Here is a 19,834-nt window from a genome sequence, read left to right on the forward strand (position 1 = left end):
GATCATTTATAGTTTGCTGTTTCTTGTCGCTCCTCTAGAAAGCTGATATAATAGCCTTATGAATAAAAAACGAACAGTGGACCTGATACATGGTCCTATTCTTCCCTCGCTTTTGAGTTTCGCCTTCCCAATCTTGCTATCAAATATTTTTCAACAGCTCTATAATACTGCTGATGTCTTAATTGTTGGGCGTTTTCTTGGTCAAGAATCCTTGGCTGCAGTAGGAGCGACAACAGCGATTTTTGACCTGATTGTAGGTTTTACTCTTGGTGTTGGCAATGGCATGGGAATTGTCATTGCCCGCTACTATGGAGCTCGGAATTTCACTAAAATCAAGGAGGCAGTAGCAGCCACCTGGATTTTAGGTGCTCTTTTGAGTGTTGTAGTTATGCTGCTGGGCTTTCTTGGTTTGTATCCTCTCTTGCAATACCTAGATACCCCTGCAGAAATTCTTCCCCAGTCCTATCAATATATTTCTATGATTGTGACCTGTGTCGGTGTCAGTTTTGCTTATAACCTCTTTGCAGGCTTGTTGCGGTCTATTGGAGACAGTTTAGCTGCCCTTGGATTTTTGATTTTTTCGGCCTTGGTCAATGTGGTTTTGGATCTCTATTTCATTACGCAATTGCATCTGGGAGTTCAATCCGCAGGACTTGCTACCATTATTTCGCAAGGTTTATCAGCAGTTCTCTGTTTTTACTATATTCGCAAGAGTGTTCCAGAACTTCTACCTCAGCTGAAACATTTTAAATGGGACAAGGCCTTGTATGCGGATCTTTTGGAGCAAGGTTTGGCTATGGGCTTGATGAGTTCAATTGTATCTATAGGCAGTGTGATTTTACAGTCTTCTGTTAATACCTTTGGTGCAGTGATTATTAGTGCCCAAACAGCGGCTCGACGCATTATGGCCTTTGCTCTGCTTCCAATGACCGCTATTTCCGCTTCGATGACGACCTTTGCTTCCCAAAATTTAGGTGCTAAGCGCCCAGACCGCATTGTCCAAGGTCTTCGAATCGGCAGTCGTTTAAGTATATCCTGGGCAGTTTTTGTTTGTGTCTTCCTCTTTTTTGNCAGTCCAGCCCTGGTTTCTTTCTTGGCTAGTTCGACGGATAGCTACTTGGTAGAAAATGGTAGTCTCTATCTGCAAATCAGTTCAGCCTTTTATCCTATTTTGAGTCTCTTATTGATTTATCGCAATTGTTTGCAGGGCTTGGGGCAAAAGATTCTTCCTCTAGTTTCTAGCTTTATTGAACTAATCGGAAAAATCGCTTTTGTAGTCTTGATTATCCCTTGGGCAGGCTATAAGGGAGTTATCCTTTGCGAACCCCTTATCTGGGTTGCCATGACTATCCAACTGTATTTCTCACTGTTTCGTCACCCCTTGATAAAAGAAGGTAAGGCTATCTTGGCAACAAAAGTGTCATCATAGCTCGATTTGCTGAATAAAATCCATTTCCTCTAGTGAAAATCGAAAAAACTTGTGTTATAATAAGAAAGATTAAAATGTGAAAAAAGGAGATTCCTAATGGGACGTAAATGGGCCAATATCGTAGCCAAGAAAACGGCTAAAGATGGAGCTAACTCTAAAGTATATGCAAAATTTGGTGTAGAAATCTATGTAGCAGCTAAAAAAGGTGATCCAGATCCAGAATCAAACTCAGCCTTGAAATTCGTTATCGACCGTGCTAAACAAGCTCAAGTGCCAAAACACGTTATCGATAAGGCTTTGGATAAGGCTAAAGGAAACACAGACGAAACCTTTACAGAAGGACGTTACGAAGGTTTTGGACCAAATGGTTCTATGCTGATTGTTGATACTTTGACTTCAAATGTCAACCGTACAGCGGCTAATGTCCGTGCAGCCTTTGGTAAAAATGGCGGAAACATGGGCGCTTCAGGTTCAGTTTCATACCTCTTTGACAACAAGGGAGTTATCGTATTTGCAGGTGAAGATGCGGACGCGGTCTTTGAGCAATTGCTAGAAGCAGATGTGGATGTGGATGATGTAGAAGCAGAAGAAGGGACAATCACAGTTTACACAGCTCCAACTGACCTTCATAAGGCTATCGTTGCCCTTCGTGAGTCAGGTATCGAAGAATTCCAAGTTACTGAATTGGAAATGATTCCTCAGTCAGAAGTGGAATTGTCAGGCGATGACCTTGAAACCTTTGAAAAACTTTACAGCGTTCTTGAAGACGACGAAGACGTACAAAAAATCTACACGAACGTAGACGGGTTCTAATAGAAAAACGAACAGTTTTACTAGCTGTTCGTTTTTTTGATATTTGAACTTAGACTCAGGTTTCAGAATCGTTTTGTTGCTTGCTTTTTTCTAGACCTAGACCGACTGCATGTTTTTGGACGAGCAAGAGCTGTCCATTGTCCTGTTTTGCAAAAGTTAAGGTAACAGTCTTAGTCTTGTCTCCAATAGAGATATAGGTGATTTTTTTCGTATTGTAACCCCCAAGAGTGAAGTCAAACTCGGAATCTGGCTTTCCGTGTTTGTTGATAATATCCTCGTAGGTGGTACCACCTTTTCCTTTGTTGTCAAGGTCACCTTCGGTTAAGGCGTCGAACTGTTCTTGGGTCCAGGAGAAGGTATCGTCTGTCAAGCCGCTTTTTTCTTCGCGTTCCATTGAGGTACTCGTATCCATGTAGGAACGGTTAAACTCCTTGGCATACTCTTTGTAGACATCAGCGTATAGTGCCTGACTCGTAAAGAAAAGTACAACAGAGGCAACTGCCAGGGATGTTCCGATAATAGCCATTGTTTTCCGTTTTTTGAGGTTGACGATAAGGCCGATAATCCCCAAGATAAATGCGACGATGCCGATGAACAACGATGGATAGTTAATAAACGGGATCCAGGATCCTAAAAGTGCGATGGCTCCAAAAATAGTTGCTAAGATTCCTAAAACTCTTTGTTCTTCTGGTTTCATTTGAAAGTTTTCTCTCCTCATTAAGTGAATGGATTTCTACCCACAGTAGTGAGCGCTTATTATATAAAAAATCTTGCCTAATGTCAATTTAAACTAAAATAGTTCTCTAGGAAACTTTTTCTTGACATCTTTTCTGAAAATGATAAAATAGTTCTCATGGAAACTTATTTAGTTCCTAGGAGAACTAAATGTGATAGTTAGAAAGGAGTTAGTATGGATAAACCGATGTTAGTCTTTAAGCGTTTTGGTCATCAGATTCACCTGATGGTGCAAAAGGAAGCCAAACGTTGTGGTATTGAATTTATGGGTGGGCCTCAAGGGCAGGTTCTGCGTTTTTTAGATCATTGTGAACAAAAAGAGGAACTGGTCCTGATTAAGGATATCGAGCAGGAACTCAATATTACCAAATCTGTTGCGAGTAATTTGGTCAAGCGTATGGTGCAAAATGGTTTGGTGGAATTGGAAGCGAGTTCTAGCGATAAGCGGGCTAAGTTTGTTCGTCTGACGGACAAATCGCGTTCTCAAATGAAGCAGGTTAAAGCCTTCTTTGAACGCATTGACAACCAGTTGATGGCAGACATTGATGAAGATGAATTACTGATTTTTGAGAAAGTTCTCGGTCAACTACAGGCAAATATCAAGGGAATAGGAGGAGAGAATGAAGAAATTAGCCAAACGAATTAGTAGGAAAGAATGGGGGATGATTTTACTAGCCATTCTCTTTACCTGCTTTTCGGTCTATCTAGAGTTAGAAGTGCCGACCTATATCTCGAAAATTACGAATTTACTAGGAAGTCAAAGAACCAACTTGGATGAGTTATGGCAACCAGCAGGTATGATGGTGGGAATGTCCTTTCTAGCCTTCTTATCCGCAGTTGCAGTTGGATTTTTTTCGTCCAGAGTGGCCGCTTCTTATACTAGTAGGCTGAGAAGTGATATTTTTAACCGAGTTTTGGATTACTCGCAGACAGAGATTAAGAAATTCTCTATTCCTAGCCTCTTGACGCGTACTACCAATGACATTACTCAAGTTCAAATGTTGATTACCATGGGCTTGCAAGTAGTTACGCGTGGTCCGATTATGGCTATCTGGGCTATCGGGAAGATTTTAGGTCATTCAGAATACTGGCTCTGGGCCGTACTTGTGGCAGTGATTGTCAACGTTCTGATGACGACTGTTTTGATGACGCTAGCCTTTCCAAAACAGTCCTTGATTCAGGGGCTGACTGATAAACTGAACAGTATCACTCGTGAGAGTTTAACAGGTATTCGTGTCGTTCGCGCCTACAATGCTGAAGAATACCAAAATGAAAAATTTGCAGCAGCAAATGATGAATTGACACGCTTGAATTTGTTTGTCAACCGTCTTATGGCTATTTTGAACCCTATCATGATGGGGATTTCAAGTGGTTTGAGTGTGGCGATTTACTGGATTGGGGCCTATGTGATTAATGACGCTGCTCCGATAGCGCGTCTGCCTCTCTTTAGTGACATGATTGTTTTCATGTCTTATGCTATGCAGGTTGTCATGGGCTTCCTTCTCATGGGAGCACTCTTCATCGTTCTTCCCCGAACTATGGTCTCTGCTAAGCGGATTAATCAAGTTTTAGATTTGCATTCTTCTATCCAAAACCCTGCTCAAGTGCAGCTGGCTGATGAAAACCTCAAAGGTCAGGTCGAATTTAAGGATGTGACCTTCCGCTATGCGGCAAATTCGGAGGCGGTTATCGAGCATGTCAGCTTTAAAGCAGAAGCTGGTCAAACAGTGGCCTTTATTGGGTCAACAGGTTCTGGTAAATCAACTCTGGTCAATCTGATTCCACGTTTCTACGATGTGTCAGAAGGAGAAATTCTGGTGGATGGTGTCAATGTTCAAGGCTATGCCTTAGAAGATTTGCGCAACAAGGTTGGTTATATTCCCCAGAAAGCGGTTCTCTTTTCAGGTGATGTTAAGGGCAATCTAGACTTTGGACAGAGTCAAGAAACACCACTTAGTGAGCAGGCTATGTGGCAGGCTTTGGAGTTGGCCCAGTCTAAGAACTTTATCGAAGACAAGGAAGTTGGTTTGGCGTCAGAAGTGGCCCAAGGAGGAACTAACTTCTCAGGTGGTCAAAGACAGCGTCTAGCAATTGCGCGTGCCTTGGCTCGGAAGCCAGAAATCCTCATCTTTGATGACTCCTTCTCAGCCTTGGATTACAAGACAGACCGTGTCCTACGCCAAGAGCTAGCAGAGAAAACCAAGTCTATGACCAAGCTTATCGTTGCACAGCGTATTTCAACAATTATGGATGCAGATTTGATTTTGGTCTTGGATCAAGGAAAAGTCGTGGGGCAAGGCACCCACAAGGAACTTCTAGCTAATAACGAAGTTTACCAAGAAATTGCCTATTCACAACTATCGAAGGAGGAATTGGAACATGGAAAATAAGAAAATGTCTCTTTGGGAACAGAGTAAACCCTATCTTGCAGGTCTCCAGTTTGCCCTTCTGATAGCCTTTCTAGCAACAATCGTATCCAATATCATTACTGTTTATGGTCCAACCCGCATCAAGGAAATGACTAATATTATTGCCAGTGGTTTGGAAACAAGTGTGGATGTCGCGGCGGTTGCAGCTATTGGTGGTTTTTTGGCCGTGATTTATGTGATCGGACTTCTATCAAATTATTTACAGGCCTTTCTGTTTACAACAGCTATTCAACGTTTTTCAGAGCGTTTGAGAAGAGCCATTGCAGAGAAAATTAATCGCCTACCATTGAGATATTTTGATGGACACTCTCAAGGGGATACTTTGTCTCGTGTAACCAATGACGTTGACACTGCAGCCCAGTCCCTTAATCAAAGTCTGGGAACAGTTCTTTCATCTAGTTTATTGGTTTTAGCAGTCTTGGTAACCATGTTTGGGATGAACTGGATTTTAGCCTTGGTGACGGTTGTTTCAACCTTTATTGGTTTTACTTTCGTGTCTGTCTTTATGGGCAAATCGCAGGGCTTCTTTAAGAGTCAGCAACAGGATTTGGCGGCTGTCAATGGTTATGTGGAGGAAATGTACTCTGGCCATAATGTGGTGACCAGTTACAATGCTATCGAGAGCACGAAAGAAGAATTTGCGAAATTAAACAATCGTCTGTATGATAGTATCTGGAAATCTCAATTTATTTCAGGAATTATGATGCCGATTATGATGTTTATTGGGAACTTTAGCTATGCCTTGGTGATTATTGTTGGTGCAGCCTTGGCTCTGAATGGACAGATTAGTATCGGGATTATCGTTGCCTTTATGGCCTACGTTCGTATCTTTTCTCAGCCTCTTTCACAAATTGCCCAAGGGATTACCAGTCTTCAGCAGGCTAGTGTAGCCATGGGCCGTGTCTTCGAATTCCTAGCTGAAGAGGAAATGGAAGACGAATCCCATAAAGCAAGACAATTGAGCAATATGAAAGGTCAAGTAGTCTTTGATCGAGTATCCTTTGGTTATACACCAGAGCGAACCATTATTCATGACTTTTCTGCGACCGCTCATGCAGGTCAAAAGGTTGCCATTGTCGGACCGACCGGAGCTGGTAAGACAACCATTGTCAATCTTTTGATGAAGTTCTATGAGATTGATAAGGGAAGTATCCGCATCGATGGTGTGGATAGCAAAGAGATGAAGCGTTCGGAAGTACATGATGCCTTTTCAATGGTCTTGCAGGATACTTGGCTCTTTGAAGGTACTATCCGAGATAATCTCATCTATAACCAAAAGGGGATTAGTGATGAGCGTGTGATTGAAGCCAGCAAGGCTGTGGGGATTCACCACTTTATCATGACCCTGCCAGATGGTTATGATACTGTCTTGGATGATACAGTAACCTTGTCTGTCGGACAAAAACAACTCTTGACCATTGCTCGTGCTTTGCTGAAAGATGCGCCACTCCTAATCCTAGATGAAGCGACTTCTTCTGTTGATACCCGTACAGAGGAATTGATTCAGAAAGCTATGGATCGTTTGATGGAGGGCAGAACTTCCTTTGTCATCGCCCACCGCTTGTCAACCATCCGTAATGCTGACTTGATTCTTGTCATGAAAGACGGCAATATCATCGAGCAAGGCAATCATGAGGAGCTAATGGCGCAAGCTGGTTTCTACGCTGACCTCTACAACAGTCAATTTACAGAAGACGAAGCAGAAGAATAAATCGAAAGAAGGCTTGACGGCCTTCTTTTTCTGCACTATACTAGAAGACGAGTGCTTCCCTATAAGCAAAATTTGAGTAAGTGATGAGAAAATATATGAAAAATTATCAAGAATGGTATGACCACATCGCTGGTAACATTGGAAATAAGCCCTTTCTTCTGAGCTTGTTAAGAACTTTCAATCGGTTCATGACAGTAGTTATGCCTATGATTTATCTAACCTTGTTAGCAACTACCTATCTCCAACAAGGACTTGGGACACAGGTCGGAATCTATTTGTTTATTCCTGCATCAGGTTTTGTGATTTTGTCCTTTCTTCGCAAGAAAATCAATGCTCCTAGGCCTTATGAGGAATGGACTATTAAACCTTTGCTTGATAGAGATAGTCCTGGTCAGTCTATGCCCAGTCGTCATGTCTTTTCAGCAACCATTATCTCCATGGCTTGCTTGCATGCTAGTCTAACTATGGGGATGATTTGTTTGACATTATCAGCCTTCCTAGGTCTAGTGAGAGTCTTAGGTGGCGTGCATTATCCCAAGGATGTAGTGGTTGGTTATATTTGTGGTCTTGTGTGGGGTGTGATTTTCTTTCTATGTTGACCTGTAAGTTAGGGTAGCCTTACAACCACTTACGAGTCTAAAGTAACCACTTGCTTTTTTGCTCTTGTTTTCTTATTTTAGCTTTGATATAGTAGAGTCAGAAAGGAGATGGAATGAAGTTACGAATCGAAATTGACAGCAATTTAGAGGAAACTGAAATTGTCATCAAGGCAGCGGCTTTGACAGATGAAATTGCGGATTTACAGCGGCTCTTGCAAGAATCCAAGTCTCCTAGGTTGATTTTTTACAAGGGGACGGGTGAATATTATCTGGACTTGTCGGAAATTCTTTTCTTTGAAACAGAGGGGAACAAGATTTACGCCCATACCCAGAAAGATGCCTACGAGGTTCGACTTAAACTCTATGAGTTAGAGTCTATCCTGCCCCGTTATTTCAGTCGAGTATCCAAGTCGACCATTGCTAATATTCGGCAAGTTTACTCGGTTGACAAGTCCTTTTCAGGGACAGGAACTATTTCCTTTTATCAGACCCACAAGGAGGTTCATGTGTCACGGCATTACCAATCCCTCCTAAAAGAAAATCTAAGAAACATGAGGTAATAAGATGAAAAAGAAAGCATTTGGTATTGTGTTGCTCATTTTGGCAGCTTTAATATTATTACAAGGGAATTTTGGAATCCCTTCTCTGGGAGGGCAAATTTGGCCCTTGATTGGTATTTCTTTTTTTGCCTACCAATCAGTTGGAGCTTTGTTGCGTCGCCACTTAACTTCAGCCTCTTTTACAGCTTTAGTAGCCTTAATGATTGCTAACCACTTTTATGATATTTTACCGATTCCAAATCAGTCATTGTTCTGGGCAAGTATTTTAATCGTAATGGGTGTCAGCGCACTCACTCATTCTAACAGAACTTGGAATGGGAAAAAATGGTGGTATGACGGTAAAAAGACCATTCTTACAGATAAGGAAGTCGCTTTTGGGACTGGGACTTTCTACAAGCAAAATCAAGAATTGGTAGACGACCAAGTAGAAGTTGGTTTTGGAAATGCCAAGATATATTATGACAATGCAGAGATTTTAGGTGATACCGCAACCCTGAAAGTGGAAGTTGGTTTTGGCAATGCAGTTATCTATGTTCCCCAACATTGGCGAGTTGATTTAAAGGTAGAAACTTTCTGTGGTGTAGCTAAGGCAGATACTTCTCTATCCCCAACAAGTAAAACCTTGATTATCCGTGGAGATGTGGCCTTTGGGAAGTTGGGGATTGTCTACGTTAAATAAAAAAATCTTCCAATTCCCTTGCAAAAAAGAATAAAGTGTGATAACATAGTACGGTATGTGGTGCTAGCACATCCGCTATATTAGATCTAATAGGAGGAAAACACAATGGCTAAAGTATGTTACTTTACAGGTCGTAAGACTGTATCAGGAAACAACCGTTCACACGCGATGAACCAAACAAAACGTGCCGTAAAACCAAACCTTCAAAAAGTTACTGTTCTTATCGATGGTAAACCTAAAAAAGTTTGGGCTTCAGCTCGTGCTTTGAAATCAGGTAAAGTTGAACGCGTTTAATAATAAAAGTAAGGAGACCTTAGGGTCTTTTTCTTTTTCTGTGGGTGTAACATAATTTGAAAAATAGAGTAAATATCCGCTGATACAGTATTCTGCTTTTACACTTGGGCTGAAATATGATAAAATAGAGTATCAACTAGTTGAGGTAAAAAGGATGACTGTAAAAATTAATACAAAAGATGGTCAAATCGAACTAACAGATGAAGTGATTGCAACCGTCGTAGGTGGAGCAGCAACTGAGATTTTTGGTGTGGTCGGTATGGCTAGTAAAAATGCCCTCAAAGATAATTTCCAAGCCCTTCTAGGTAAGGAAAATTATTCCAAAGGTGTCGTCGTAAAGGCGGCCGAAGATGGCAGTATTGCAGTTGATGTATATACCGTGTTGAGCTACGGAACAAAGATTAGCGAAGTGTCAAAAAACATTCAAGAGCGTGTTCGATTTAGTTTGGAAAACCAACTTGGAATTACCGCTCAGACTGTAAATGTCTACATTCAAAATATCAAAGTTGTAGGAGAATAACCGTGTCAAAAATTACTACTAGCCTATTTCAAGAAATGGTGCAGGCTGCATCAACTCGTTTGAATAAGCAAGCTGAATATGTCAATTCATTAAACGTCTTTCCAGTTCCAGATGGAGATACTGGAACAAACATGGGAATGACCATTGAAAATGGTGCTAAGGAAGTTGCAGACAAACCAGCTTCTACAGTTGGAGAGGTAGCGAGCATTCTTGCCAAAGGTCTTTTGATGGGCGCGCGTGGGAACTCAGGAGTTATTACGTCTCAGCTTTTCCGTGGATTTTCACAAGCCATCAAGGATAAAGACGAGTTAACAGGTCAAGACTTGGCCCTTGCCTTCCAATCAGGTGTGGAAGTTGCCTATAAGGCAGTGATGAAACCAGTTGAAGGAACGATTTTGACAGTTTCTCGCGGTGCTGCTATCGGTGCTAAGAAAAAAGCTGAGCAAACAGATGACGCTGTTGAAGTCATGCGCGCAGCCTTGGAAGGTGCTAAAACAGCTCTAGCTAAAACACCAGACATGCTTCCAGTCTTGAAGGAAGTTGGCGTTGTGGATTCAGGTGGTCAAGGACTGGTCTTCATCTATGAAGGTTTCCTTTCAGCCCTTACTGGCGAATATATTGCATCTGAGGACTTTGTAGCGACTCCTGCTAATATGAGTGAAATGATCAATGCAGAACACCACAAGTCAGTAGCTGGTCACGTAGCGACTGAGGACATCACCTTTGGTTACTGTACTGAAATCATGGTAGCCCTTAAGCAAGGTCCAACCTATGCTAAAGATTTTGACTACGATGAATTCCGTAACTACTTGAATGAACTTGGGGATTCTCTCCTCGTTGTTAATGATGATGAAATCGTCAAAGTCCATGTCCATACAGAAGATCCAGGACTTGTTATGCAAGAAGGTCTCAAATATGGTAGTTTGGTCAAGGTAAAAGTTGACAATATGCGTAACCAACACGAAGCACAGGTTGAAAAAGAAGCTGCTCAAGTTAGCAAGCCAGCTGAAGAAAAAGAGTATGCTTTAATTGCTGTAGTGGCTGGTAAAGGTCTAGCAGATATCTTCCGTTCTCAAGGTGTGGATTATGTTATCGAAGGCGGTCAAACCATGAACCCTTCAACAGAAGACTTTATCAAGGCTGTTGAACAGGTCAATGCTCGTAACATTATCTTCTTACCAAACAACAAAAATATCTTCATGGCAGCTCAATCTGCAGCAGAAGTTTTGGAGCAACCAGCAGTAGTGGTGGAAGCTCGTACTTTGCCACAAGGTTTGACAAGTCTTCTTGCCTTTGATCCAAGCAAGTCCATTGAAGAAAACCAAGAGCGTATGACTGCTGCTCTTAGCGATGTCGTTAGCGGAAGCGTCACAACAGCTGTGCGTGATACAACCATTGATGGCTTAGAAATCCATGAAAATGATAATCTTGGTATGGTGGATGGGAAAATCCTCGTGTCAAACCCTGATATGCACCAAACCTTGACAGAAACCTTGAAACATATGTTGGATGAAGATAGTGAAATCGTAACCTTCTATGTCGGTGAAGATGGAAGCGAAGAACTTGCTAATGAAATTGCTCAAGAAATCGCAGAAGAATTCGAAGACGTTGAAGTTGAGATTCACCAAGGTCAACAACCTGTATATCCATATCTTTTCAGTGTGGAATAAGATTAATGAAGAACTGAGAAATCAGTTCTTTTTTTCTTTTTAAATAATGAAATCGGTATCTTTTAAATAAAAACCAAAATAACATTCATAAATAAACGTTAAAATAGAAAATTCAGAAAATTTCTTCTTTTCTCTTGAAAAATTTTGAAAAAATGGTATGATAGTAACAAGTTATTTTTAAGAGAAGAGAAAGGGGAACAATGGAGAAAATCAGTTTAGAATCTCCTAAGACGGGGTCGGACCTAGTTTTGGAAACACTTCGTGATTTAGGAATTGATACCATCTTTGGTTATCCTGGTGGTGCAGTCTTGCCTTTTTATGATGCGATATATAATTTTAAAGGCATTCGCCACATTTTAGGACGCCATGAGCAAGGCTGTCTGCATGAAGCTGAAGGTTATGCCAAATCAACTGGAAAGTTGGGTGTTGCCGTCGTCACTAGCGGACCAGGAGCAACAAATGCCATTACAGGGATTGCAGATGCCATGAGCGACAGTGTTCCCCTTTTGGTCTTTACAGGTCAGGTAGCGCGCGCAGGGATTGGGAAGGATGCCTTTCAGGAGGCAGACATCGTGGGAATTACCATGCCAATCACTAAGTATAATTACCAAGTTCGTGAGACAGCTGATATTCCGCGAATCATTACGGAAGCTGTCCATATCGCAACTACAGGTCGACCAGGACCAGTCGTCATTGACCTACCTAAAGACGTATCTGCTTTAGAAACAGACTTCATTTATTCACCAGAAGTGAACCTACCAAGCTATCAGCCAACTCTTGAGCCAAATGATATGCAAATCAAGAAAATCTTGAAACAATTATCCAAGGCTAAAAAGCCAGTCTTGCTAGCTGGTGGTGGGATTAGTTATGCTGAAGCAGCTGCAGAATTAAATGAATTTGCAGAACGCTATCAAATTCCAGTGGTAACCAGTCTTTTGGGACAAGGAACGATTGCAACGAGTCATCCACTCTTCCTTGGAATGGGAGGCATGCACGGGTCATTCGCAGCTAATATTGCCATGACGGAAGCTGATTTTATGATTAGTATTGGTTGTCGTTTCGATGACCGCTTGACGGGAAATCCAAAGACTTTTGCTAAGAATGCTAAGGTTGCTCACATTGATATTGACCCAGCTGAGATTGGTAAGATTATCAGTGCAGATATTCCTGTAGTTGGAGATGCTAAGAAAGCCTTGCAAATGTTACTAGCAGAACCGACAGTTCATAACAATACTGAAAAATGGATTGAAAAAGTTACTAAAGACAAGAACCGCGTTCGTTCTTATGATAAGAAAGAGCGTGTGGTTCAGCCGCAAGCTGTTATTGAACGAATTGGTGAATTGACGAATGGAGATGCCATTGTAGTAACAGACGTTGGTCAACACCAAATGTGGACAGCCCAGTATTATCCCTACCAAAATGAACGTCAGTTAGTGACTTCAGGTGGTTTGGGAACGATGGGATTTGGAATTCCAGCAGCAATTGGAGCTAAAATTGCTAACCCAGATAAGGAAGTAGTCTTGTTTGTTGGGGATGGTGGTTTCCAAATGACTAACCAGGAATTGGCTATTTTGAACATTTACAAGGTGCCAATCAAGGTGGTTATGCTGAACAACCACTCACTTGGAATGGTTCGCCAGTGGCAGGAATCCTTCTATGAAGGTAGAACGTCAGAGTCAGTCTTTGATACCCTTCCTGATTTCCAATTGATGGCACAAGCTTATGGCATTAAAAACTATAAGTTTGACAATCCTGAGACCTTGGCTCAAGATCTTGAAGTCATCACTGAGAATGTTCCTATGCTAATCGAGGTAGATATTTCTCGTAAGGAACAGGTGTTACCAATGGTACCAGCTGGTAAGAGTAATCATGAGATGTTGGGGGTGAAGTTCCATGCGTAGAATGTTAACAGCAAAACTACAAAATCGTTCAGGAGTCCTCAATCGCTTTACAGGTGTCCTATCTCGTCGTCAGGTTAATATTGAAAGCATCTCTGTTGGAGCAACAGAAGATCCGAATGTATCGCGTATCACCATTATTATTGATGTTGCTTCACATGATGAAGTGGAGCAAATTATCAAACAGCTCAATCGTCAGATTGATGTGATTCGCATTCGTGATATTACAGACAAGCCTCATTTGGAGCGCGAGGTGATTTTGGTTAAGATGTCAGCGCCAGCTGAGAAGCGCGCTGAGATTCTAGCGATTATTCAACCTTTCCGTGCAACGGTGGTAGATGTAGCGCCAAGCTCGATTACTATTCAAATGACAGGAAATGCAGAAAAGAGCGAAGCACTGTTGCGAGTCATTCGACCATACGGTATTCGCAATATCGCTCGTACGGGTGCAACTGGATTTACCCGCGATTAAAAATCCAACTTAAATTTGTTAAACCAGCCTAAAAGGCAATAAATAATAGAAAAGAGAGAAAAACTATGGCAGTTCAAATGGAATATGAAAAAGATGTTAAAGTAGCAGCACTTGACGGTAAAAAAATCGCCGTTATTGGTTATGGTTCACAAGGACATGCGCACGCTCAAAACTTGCGTGACTCAGGTCGTGATGTCATCATCGGTGTACGTCCAGGTAAATCTTTTGACAAAGCAAAAGAAGATGGATTTGACACTTACACAGTAGCAGAAGCAACTAAATTGGCTGACGTTATCATGATTTTGGCACCAGACGAAATCCAACAAGAATTGTACGAAGCAGAAATCGCTCCAAACTTGGAAGCTGGAAATGCAGTTGGATTTGCTCACGGTTTCAACATCCACTTTGAATTTATCAAAGTACCTGCAGATGTAGATGTCTTCATGTGTGCTCCTAAAGGACCAGGACACTTGGTACGTCGTACTTATGAAGAAGGATTTGGTGTTCCAGCTCTTTACGCAGTATACCAAGATGCAACAGGAAATGCGAAAAACATTGCTATGGACTGGTGTAAAGGTGTTGGAGCAGCACGTGTAGGTCTTCTTGAAACAACTTACAAAGAAGAAACTGAAGAAGATTTGTTTGGTGAACAAGCTGTACTTTGCGGTGGTTTGACTGCCCTTATCGAAGCTGGTTTCGAAGTCTTGACAGAAGCAGGCTACGCCCCAGAATTGGCTTACTTTGAAGTTCTTCACGAAATGAAATTGATCGTTGACTTGATCTATGAAGGTGGATTTAAGAAAATGCGTCAATCAATTTCAAACACTGCTGAATACGGTGACTATGTATCAGGTCCACGTGTAATCACTGAGCAAGTTAAAGAAAATATGAAAGCTGTCTTGGCAGACATCCAAAATGGTAAATTTGCAAATGACTTTGTAAATGACTATAAAGCTGGACGTCCAAAATTGACTGCTTACCGAGAACAAGCAGCTAACCTTGAAATTGAAAAAGTTGGTGCAGAATTGCGTAAAGCAATGCCATTCGTTGGTAAAAACGACGATGATGCATTCAAAATCTATAACTAATTGATAGAAATTAAGGTGAAGGCGAGTTGGGGGACTAACTCGCTTTTATAATCAATTCATCTCTTTTTAAAAGATGGATTACGATAAGTTTGAAATAGTCTAGGAGAAAATGATGTTAAGTTCAAAAGATATAATCAAGGCTCACAAGGTCTTGAATGGTGTGGTCGTTAATACACCGCTTGATTATGACCATTATTTATCGGAGAAGTATGGTGCTAAGATTTATTTGAAAAAAGAAAATGCACAACGTGTTCGTTCTTTTAAGATCCGTGGTGCCTATTATGCCATTTCCCAGCTCAGCAAGGAAGAACGTGAGCGTGGGGTAGTCTGTGCTTCTGCGGGAAATCATGCGCAGGGAGTTGCCTATACTTGTAATGAAATGAAGATTCCTGCTACTATCTTTATGCCCATTACTACTCCGCAACAAAAGATTGGTCAAGTTCGCTTTTTTGGTGGGGACTTCGTGACTATTAAATTAGTTGGAGATACCTTTGATGCCTCAGCCAAAGCAGCTCAAGAATTTACAGTTTCTGAAAATCGTACCTTTATTGATCCTTTTGATGATGCCCATGTTCAGGCAGGTCAAGGGACAGTTGCTTATGAGATTTTAGAAGAAGCTCGAAAAGAATCGATTGATTTTGATGCTGTCTTGGTTCCTGTTGGTGGTGGCGGTCTCATTGCTGGGGTTTCTACCTATATCAAGGAAACAAGTCCAGAAATTGAAGTCATTGGGGTAGAGGCTAATGGAGCGCGTTCCATGAAGGCTGCTTTTGAAGCTGGTGGACCTGTTAAACTCAAAGAAATTGACAAATTTGCGGATGGGATTGCTGTGCAAAAGGTAGGTCAGTTGACCTATGAAGCAACTCGTCAACATGTTCAAACTTTGGTAGGTGTCGATGAGGGATTGATTTCTGAAACCTTGATTGACCTTTACTCTAAGCAAGGGATTGTCGCAGAACCTGCTGGAGCGGCTAGTATCGCCTCTTTAGAGGTTTTGGCTGAATATATCAAGGGGAAAACCATTTGTTGTATCATTTCTGGAGGAAATAATGATATCAACCGTATGCCGGAAATGGAAGAGCGTGCCTTGATTTATGATGGGATCAAGCATTACTTTGTGGTTAATTTTCCACAGCGTCCGGGGGCCTTGCGTGAGTTTGTAAATGATATCCTGGGGCCAAATGATGATATCACACGTTTTGAGTATATCAAACGAGCTAGCAAGGGAACAGGACCAGTATTAATTGGGATTGCCTTGGCAGATAAGCATGATTATGCAGGCTTGATTCGTCGAATGGAAGGTTTTGATCCATCTTATATTAACTTAAATGGTAATGAAACGCTCTATAATATGCTTGTCTGAGGACTAATAAAAAAATATCATATTATTTGCACAACTGATGTATAGGTGCTATAATGAGGGTGAAGAAAGGGGGCGATTCCTATGGACTTAGGAAATCGATTACGCTATTTCTATCACAAGTCATTATAGTACCTATTATTTTTTGATTCAGTTTATAGTAAGGGAGTAAAATTACTTGTTATATATAAGGCGTATTTTTAGAATCCACTATTTTATATATGTCTAATCTGAAATTTGGTTAAATATAATAGGAATTAGAAAAAATAATCAATACTAATGAGAAACCTTATACTGAGTTAACTGAGAAGAGTGATAAGATACTAAGAAGATAAAAACAGTGGAAAATGTTAGAAGATAGGATACTATTGTCTCCTAACGACTCATCTTTTTATAGGTTTGAAGAAATAAAAAGGAATATTGATAAAGTAAATAAATAGTACCAGTTGATCAAGTGAAAAGTGCTTATAAAGGCAGGAAGAATACCAAAGAAGGAGAAGAGAAATAATAATTAGTAATAGTGTGGAGAGAAAGTCTTTCACTATTAGAAATATTGTTTTAAAGTTGGATAAATAGAATAAAGTTGAAGATAAAACCTGTCTAACCTATCCCGAACTGGCATTTGTAAATTATGAATATTTTTACAAACAAAAGAGTTAATAATACAATTATTTTAAAGGTATTTACTAATGGTTTATAGCAAGTAAAAACCTATATATTATCGGCTTTAATAAGATAGTAACAGAAAAATAAATCATTAATTTTATTGAATATATGTTTTTTTATTGACAAAACACATAAAAACGTATACAATTAAATATCGTAAAGAAGAAAATAGGAGAAGGACATGGCTAAGTCAAACTTTGAAAAAGTAGAATCAGTTGTTGGCTGGGTTCGTGATAAGAAGATCACAGGCTACCGTATCTCTAAAGAAACGAATGCGCGTGAAATGTCTATCATTGCTCTAGCGCAGGGTCGTGCAAAAGTAAAAAATATTTCATTTGAAACAGCTCTAGGTTTAATTGATTTCTATGAAAAAAATCATGAAAAATTTGAAGATTAATCTTTGGATGATGGCGGATTCTTGAATAGGGTCTGCCTTTTCATTTTTTGGCTAGTAAAAAGACTGCACGGTTGATGCAGCCTTTTCTTTTTATTTGAGATAGCGTTGAAGGAATTCTTTTGTACGGTCTTCTTTAGGATTAGTGAAGAGGTCTTCTGGTTTGCCTTCTTCAGCAATCACACCCTTATCCATAAAGATAACACGATGAGAGACATCACGGGCGAATTCCATTTCGTGAGTTACGACAATCATAGTCAAGCCTTCTTGAGCCAGGTCCTGCATGATTTTGAGGACTTCTCCAACCATTTCTGGATCGAGAGCTGATGTTGGTTCATCAAAGAGAATAGCATCCGGATTCATGGAGAGGGCACGAGCGATGGCCACACGTTGTTTTTGACCACCTGAGAGTTGTTTTGGTTTCGCTTGCCAGTAGCGTTCTCCCATGCCGACCTTTTCCAGGTTTTCTTTGGCAATATTTTCAGCTTCTGTACGTTCGCGTTTAAGGACAGTTGTCTGAGCGACAATTGTGTTTTCAAGAACGTTGAGATTTTCAAAGAGGTTAAAGGATTGGAACACCATCCCCAACTTTTCACGGTATTGCGTGAGGTCATAGCCTTTTTCGAGGACGTTTTGTCCATGATAAAGGATTTGTCCATCAGTTGGCGTTTCAAGGAGGTTAATGGAGCGTAGGAAGGTTGATTTTCCGCTTCCAGAGCTTCCGATGATAGAGATTACCTCTCCCTTGTGGACAGTGAGTGAAATGTCTTTTAGCACTTCGTTTTGTCCATAGGATTTTTTGAGGTGTTTAATTTCAAGGATTGCTTGTGTCATTATTTCAAATCCTCCGTTTGCATTTGGTTAGCACCTGTAGTATAGGTATCCATGTCCATGCGGCGTTCGATGAAGCGTAGGATACGTGTTACGGTGAAGGTGAGGACAAAGTAAATCACGGCGATGATTGTAAATGTCTGGAAGTATTGATAGGTTTGCGTTGCCACGGTATTTCCTGAGAAATAAAGTTCGACAACAGAGATAACGTTCAATACAGATGTATCTTTGATATTGATGACAAATTCATTACCAGTTGCTGGTAGGATGTTACGGACAACCTGAGGTAGGACAATTTTACGCATGGTTTGGTTATGGGTCATACCAAGAGCAGTAGCGGCTTCAAATTGTCCCTTGTCAACTGCTAGGATACCACCACGGACGATTTCAGTCATGTAGGCTCCGGTGTTGATTGAAACGATGAAGATAGCAGCCAGTGTACGGTCAAGGTTGATACCGAAAGCTTGGGCCGTTCCATAGTAGATAACCATCGATTGAACGATCATTGGGGTACCACGGAAAATTTCAATGTAGACATTGAGGATCCAGCCGACTAGTTTTTGTAGGCCATAAATGGCTTTATTCTCAGATAGAGGAGCAGTACGGAAAACACCAATGGCAAGGCCGATAATGAGACCTGTGATGGTTCCGACGATAGAGATTAAAAGAGTGACACCAGCACCACGCAAAAGTTGTTGCCAGTTTTCAGAAAGAATTTTAGCGACTTGGCTAAAGAAGCTACTGCTAGTCTCTTCAGTTGTTGTAGCTTCGGCAGGTTGTTCCTTGATCATACGATCCATCAAGGCAACTTGGTCATCTTTTGAAATAGTTTCAATGCTGGCATTGATTTGGCTAATACGGTTGTCATCTTTACGAAGTCCAATGGCGATAGCTGTATCTTCTTCCCCCGTTTTGAAACCTGGTTCTACTTGAACCATCTTGAACTTAGAGTTCGCAGCTTCAGCAGTCAGTGCTTCTGGGCGTTCAGAAACATAAGCATCAATGACACCAGCCTCAAGAGCTTGGCGCATTTGAGCGAAGTCTCCCATGGCAGTTTCTTTTTTAGCACCTGGGATTTGTGCAATCAAGTCATAAAGATAGACACCTTGTTGAGAAGTGATTTTCGCACCATTAAAGTCATCCAAAGATTTAGCACTTGCGTAGGCAGAATCTTTTTTGATAAGCAAAACTGGTTCGCTAGTGTAGTAACTGCTTGAAAAGGCAATTTCTTGTTTGCGTTCGGCAGTTGGACTCATACCTGCGATAATCATGTCAATCTTACCAGAAGTAAGGGCAGGAACTAGACCTTCCCACTTTGTTTTAACAACCAAAGGTTCTTTACCTAAGTCCTTAGCGATTTTCTTGGCGATTTGAACATCGTATCCGTTAGCATACTGGTTAGTCCCATCGATTTTGACAGCCCCATTGCTATCATCATCCTGAGTCCAGTTAAAGGGAGCATATGCTGCTTCCATCCCGATGCGTAAATATTCATCGGCTTGGGCAACATTGACAAGTCCCAGCATCAGCAAGAGACTTGTGAAAATAGATAAGTATATTTTTCTCATGATTTCTCCTATTTCTAATCTATTAAAAAATAACTGTCTCCTATTTTATCGAAAAAAACTCTATTTTTCAATATAGGTAAGCCCTTACTTGAGAAAAAATGATATAATGATAGCAAAG

Annotated in this window: 19 protein-coding genes; 16 read left to right on the forward strand and 3 right to left on the reverse strand. The window is 40.9% G+C overall.

The annotated features are described in order from the left end of the window. Positions 1–58 precede the first annotated feature (58 nt). Both D8848_RS03880 and D8848_RS03885 read left to right on the forward strand, forming a co-directional pair. The gene (locus D8848_RS03880) at positions 59–1,429 is read left to right on the forward strand and encodes an MATE family efflux transporter (RefSeq protein ID WP_125450652.1); all 1,371 of its coding nucleotides are present in this window, start codon (positions 59–61) and stop codon (positions 1,427–1,429) included. Between the two features lie 96 nt (positions 1,430–1,525). Continuing rightward, positions 1,526–2,242 (forward strand): YebC/PmpR family DNA-binding transcriptional regulator, encoded by a 717-nt coding sequence (locus D8848_RS03885; RefSeq protein ID WP_000532882.1) that lies wholly within the window; start codon positions 1,526–1,528, stop codon positions 2,240–2,242. Between the two features lie 55 nt (positions 2,243–2,297). Here D8848_RS03885 and D8848_RS03890 read toward each other — a convergent pair whose 3' ends face one another. Next, positions 2,298–2,939, reverse strand: coding sequence for a CD20-like domain-containing protein (locus D8848_RS03890; RefSeq protein WP_125443369.1), 642 nt, complete (start codon positions 2,937–2,939; stop codon positions 2,298–2,300). A gap of 213 nt (positions 2,940–3,152) precedes the next feature. On the opposite strand from D8848_RS03890, the gene D8848_RS03895 reads away from it, so the two are divergent. From D8848_RS03895 to D8848_RS03960, 14 genes are all read left to right on the forward strand, one after another. Continuing rightward, positions 3,153–3,623, forward strand: a complete 471-nt coding sequence (locus tag D8848_RS03895) for a MarR family winged helix-turn-helix transcriptional regulator (protein ID WP_125443347.1) — start codon at positions 3,153–3,155, stop codon at positions 3,621–3,623. Next, positions 3,598–5,367: an ABC transporter ATP-binding protein gene (locus D8848_RS03900; protein ID WP_125443348.1), complete on the forward strand. Its 1,770-nt coding sequence runs from the start codon at positions 3,598–3,600 to the stop codon at positions 5,365–5,367. The genes D8848_RS03895 and D8848_RS03900 overlap by 26 nt, the downstream gene beginning before the upstream one ends. Continuing rightward, positions 5,357–7,117: an ABC transporter ATP-binding protein gene (locus D8848_RS03905; protein ID WP_125443349.1), complete on the forward strand. Its 1,761-nt coding sequence runs from the start codon at positions 5,357–5,359 to the stop codon at positions 7,115–7,117. The genes D8848_RS03900 and D8848_RS03905 overlap by 11 nt, the downstream gene beginning before the upstream one ends. A gap of 95 nt (positions 7,118–7,212) precedes the next feature. After that, positions 7,213–7,716 carry a phosphatase PAP2 family protein gene (locus D8848_RS03910; RefSeq protein ID WP_185756846.1) on the forward strand — a complete coding sequence of 168 codons (504 nt, stop codon included), beginning with the start codon at positions 7,213–7,215 and terminating at the stop codon, positions 7,714–7,716. 113 nt (positions 7,717–7,829) lie between these two features. Next, on the forward strand, positions 7,830–8,276 hold the full coding sequence (locus D8848_RS03915; RefSeq protein WP_020901878.1) for a LytTR family DNA-binding domain-containing protein: 447 nt from the start codon (positions 7,830–7,832) through the stop codon (positions 8,274–8,276). 4 nt (positions 8,277–8,280) lie between these two features. Beyond that, positions 8,281–8,955: a LiaF transmembrane domain-containing protein gene (locus D8848_RS03920; RefSeq protein ID WP_125443351.1), complete on the forward strand. Its 675-nt coding sequence runs from the start codon at positions 8,281–8,283 to the stop codon at positions 8,953–8,955. Positions 8,956–9,060: 105 nt separating this feature from the next. Continuing rightward, positions 9,061–9,249: a 50S ribosomal protein L28 gene (gene rpmB / locus D8848_RS03925; protein WP_001140948.1), complete on the forward strand. Its 189-nt coding sequence runs from the start codon at positions 9,061–9,063 to the stop codon at positions 9,247–9,249. 154 nt (positions 9,250–9,403) lie between these two features. Beyond that, positions 9,404–9,769 (forward strand): Asp23/Gls24 family envelope stress response protein, encoded by a 366-nt coding sequence (locus tag D8848_RS03930; protein ID WP_000216437.1) that lies wholly within the window; start codon positions 9,404–9,406, stop codon positions 9,767–9,769. Positions 9,770–9,771: 2 nt separating this feature from the next. Continuing rightward, a complete protein-coding gene (locus tag D8848_RS03935) occupies positions 9,772–11,439 on the forward strand; it encodes a DAK2 domain-containing protein (RefSeq protein ID WP_000036655.1) in 1,668 nt (555 codons plus the stop codon). Positions 11,440–11,639: 200 nt separating this feature from the next. Then, the gene (locus D8848_RS03940) at positions 11,640–13,340 is read left to right on the forward strand and encodes an acetolactate synthase large subunit (protein ID WP_033682350.1); all 1,701 of its coding nucleotides are present in this window, start codon (positions 11,640–11,642) and stop codon (positions 13,338–13,340) included. Beyond that, positions 13,333–13,809, forward strand: a complete 477-nt coding sequence (gene ilvN, locus D8848_RS03945) for an acetolactate synthase small subunit (protein ID WP_001253803.1) — start codon at positions 13,333–13,335, stop codon at positions 13,807–13,809. The genes D8848_RS03940 and ilvN overlap by 8 nt, the downstream gene beginning before the upstream one ends. Before the next feature lie 65 nt (positions 13,810–13,874). Further along, entirely contained in the window at positions 13,875–14,897 is a 1,023-nt protein-coding gene (gene ilvC / locus D8848_RS03950) for a ketol-acid reductoisomerase (RefSeq protein ID WP_000290683.1), read from the forward strand. A gap of 112 nt (positions 14,898–15,009) precedes the next feature. Continuing rightward, positions 15,010–16,260 (forward strand): threonine ammonia-lyase IlvA, encoded by a 1,251-nt coding sequence (gene ilvA, locus D8848_RS03955; protein ID WP_000952976.1) that lies wholly within the window; start codon positions 15,010–15,012, stop codon positions 16,258–16,260. Between the two features lie 844 nt (positions 16,261–17,104). Further along, positions 17,105–17,320, forward strand: coding sequence for a capsule biosynthesis transcriptional regulator (locus D8848_RS03960; protein ID WP_001130036.1), 216 nt, complete (start codon positions 17,105–17,107; stop codon positions 17,318–17,320). 90 nt (positions 17,321–17,410) lie between these two features. Here the strand turns inward: D8848_RS03960 and D8848_RS03965 are convergent, their stop codons facing one another. Further along, positions 17,411–18,151, reverse strand: a complete 741-nt coding sequence (locus D8848_RS03965) for an amino acid ABC transporter ATP-binding protein (RefSeq protein WP_033686327.1) — start codon at positions 18,149–18,151, stop codon at positions 17,411–17,413. After that, entirely contained in the window at positions 18,151–19,716 is a 1,566-nt protein-coding gene (locus tag D8848_RS03970) for an ABC transporter substrate-binding protein/permease (RefSeq protein WP_033686329.1), read from the reverse strand. Before D8848_RS03970 ends, D8848_RS03965 begins: the two co-directional genes overlap by 1 nt. Positions 19,717–19,834 lie beyond the last annotated feature (118 nt).

It is taken from the genome of Streptococcus mitis (assembly GCF_003942775.1).
Taxonomy (GTDB): domain Bacteria; phylum Bacillota; class Bacilli; order Lactobacillales; family Streptococcaceae; genus Streptococcus; species Streptococcus mitis_CN.

Bases quoted from the DNA above. Each gene is read 5' to 3' on its own strand.
- D8848_RS03885 (WP_000532882.1), top strand. From the start codon at position 1,526: ATGGGACGTAAATGGGCCAATATCGTAGCCAAGAAAACGGCTAAAGAT.
- D8848_RS03890 (WP_125443369.1), bottom strand. From the start codon at position 2,939: ATGAAACCAGAAGAACAAAGAGTTTTAGGAATCTTAGCAACTATTTTT.
- D8848_RS03895 (WP_125443347.1), top strand. From the start codon at position 3,153: ATGGATAAACCGATGTTAGTCTTTAAGCGTTTTGGTCATCAGATTCAC.
- D8848_RS03900 (WP_125443348.1), top strand. From the start codon at position 3,598: ATGAAGAAATTAGCCAAACGAATTAGTAGGAAAGAATGGGGGATGATT.
- D8848_RS03905 (WP_125443349.1), top strand. From the start codon at position 5,357: ATGGAAAATAAGAAAATGTCTCTTTGGGAACAGAGTAAACCCTATCTT.
- D8848_RS03910 (WP_185756846.1), top strand. From the start codon at position 7,213: ATGAAAAATTATCAAGAATGGTATGACCACATCGCTGGTAACATTGGA.
- D8848_RS03915 (WP_020901878.1), top strand. From the start codon at position 7,830: ATGAAGTTACGAATCGAAATTGACAGCAATTTAGAGGAAACTGAAATT.
- D8848_RS03920 (WP_125443351.1), top strand. From the start codon at position 8,281: ATGAAAAAGAAAGCATTTGGTATTGTGTTGCTCATTTTGGCAGCTTTA.
- rpmB (WP_001140948.1), top strand. From the start codon at position 9,061: ATGGCTAAAGTATGTTACTTTACAGGTCGTAAGACTGTATCAGGAAAC.
- D8848_RS03930 (WP_000216437.1), top strand. From the start codon at position 9,404: ATGACTGTAAAAATTAATACAAAAGATGGTCAAATCGAACTAACAGAT.
- D8848_RS03940 (WP_033682350.1), top strand. From the start codon at position 11,640: ATGGAGAAAATCAGTTTAGAATCTCCTAAGACGGGGTCGGACCTAGTT.
- ilvN (WP_001253803.1), top strand. From the start codon at position 13,333: ATGCGTAGAATGTTAACAGCAAAACTACAAAATCGTTCAGGAGTCCTC.
- ilvC (WP_000290683.1), top strand. From the start codon at position 13,875: ATGGCAGTTCAAATGGAATATGAAAAAGATGTTAAAGTAGCAGCACTT.
- ilvA (WP_000952976.1), top strand. From the start codon at position 15,010: ATGTTAAGTTCAAAAGATATAATCAAGGCTCACAAGGTCTTGAATGGT.
- D8848_RS03960 (WP_001130036.1), top strand. From the start codon at position 17,105: ATGGCTAAGTCAAACTTTGAAAAAGTAGAATCAGTTGTTGGCTGGGTT.
- D8848_RS03965 (WP_033686327.1), bottom strand. From the start codon at position 18,151: ATGACACAAGCAATCCTTGAAATTAAACACCTCAAAAAATCCTATGGA.
- D8848_RS03970 (WP_033686329.1), bottom strand. From the start codon at position 19,716: ATGAGAAAAATATACTTATCTATTTTCACAAGTCTCTTGCTGATGCTG.